The sequence below is a fragment of the Pseudescherichia vulneris genome (genome assembly GCF_902164725.1).
Classification (GTDB): domain Bacteria; phylum Pseudomonadota; class Gammaproteobacteria; order Enterobacterales; family Enterobacteriaceae; genus Pseudescherichia; species Pseudescherichia vulneris.
In genome coordinates this window covers 673,442-674,351 of sequence record NZ_LR607338.1, presented here as the reverse complement: position 1 = coordinate 674,351, position 910 = coordinate 673,442, and the positions used below count along the sequence as shown (strand labels likewise).

The 910-nt window shown below is 53.0% G+C and carries 3 protein-coding genes; all 3 read right to left on the bottom strand.

Annotation, left to right across the window (positions count from 1 at the left end; all coding sequences use genetic code 11):
• Positions 1-167 precede the first annotated feature (167 nt).
• Genes FN633_RS18455 through FN633_RS02730 form a run of 3 tightly spaced genes read right to left on the bottom strand, consistent with a single transcriptional unit; the run spans position 168 to position 743 of the window.
• Positions 168-332: a YdaE family protein gene (locus FN633_RS18455; protein ID WP_243731526.1), complete on the bottom strand. Its 165-nt coding sequence runs from the start codon at positions 330-332 to the stop codon at positions 168-170.
• Between the two features lie 10 nt (positions 333-342).
• The gene (locus FN633_RS02735) at positions 343-540 is read right to left on the bottom strand and encodes a DUF1482 family protein (protein WP_154056646.1); all 198 of its coding nucleotides are present in this window, start codon (positions 538-540) and stop codon (positions 343-345) included.
• A complete protein-coding gene (locus FN633_RS02730) occupies positions 540-743 on the bottom strand; it encodes a hypothetical protein (protein ID WP_154056645.1) in 204 nt (67 codons plus the stop codon). Before FN633_RS02730 ends, FN633_RS02735 begins: the two co-directional genes overlap by 1 nt.
• Positions 744-910 lie beyond the last annotated feature (167 nt).

Here is a 910-nt window from a genome sequence, read left to right as displayed (position 1 = left end):
CGTGGCCTTAACCACATAAAAGAATTCCATGTGAGATCCTCATTTTTGGGTGTTAGAATCCCCGGGCCAGAGATAGCGCCCATTGGGTGTTGTTTTGGTTTGGTAAAAATTCCGGTGTACTTTGGTCGGTGGCACCGGACGTAGATCCCGCCTTGCGCGGGTTTACGTTAGCATTCGTGGGCCATCTGGTCGTAAGAGGCGCAACGAACAGAACAGTAATCGCGTTGCTCGCGGTCCAGCTGCGCACCGCGAATGAAGAGCAATACGTTTTTTACTTCCTTGCCTTGCTCAATCGGCTTGCGGCAGTACGCGCATTTGGTCGAGTTACACATCATCAACTCCTCATAAATGGACAGTGGTACCGGCCGGCACTTCATCGGCGCGGACAATTCTTTCCACCGGATAACAGTTGCCTGCCACCTGCTGCTCAACGACTGCCGCTTCACACTGGCGCTCGTTTTCATACACACCCAGCACCGCATCCTGAAAATCGCCGTTGGTCATGCCCACGGTCAGCACTAACGCGAAAAGCGTATTCATCAGTGCGTCCCCGCCAGTACCAGATGCGGCTCAATGTTGCGGGCGGCATACGGGCGGCGAATGTGGCGCAGGTTGCCCTGCGGTTCATGCCAGTAAGTGCCATCGGTGTAGTTAAAAGAAACGAGCCAGGCTGCGCCGGTGCGCTGGTTGCGCATTGGAACTGCCTTCCCGCTTTTTGGTACTGCCTGATTGGTAGTTGCCATCTCATCCTCCCGGTCTTTCCCGGCGTCAGAACGTTTGTTTAACCTGACAACGCTGCGCGTGTTGTCGATGGGCTAACAATACAAATAACTTTTGCAGTTGACAAGTAAAATGAAAATATTTTTTTCAATTCAGGGCGGCAGAATGCAGCCAGTGAGGTGACTGCATT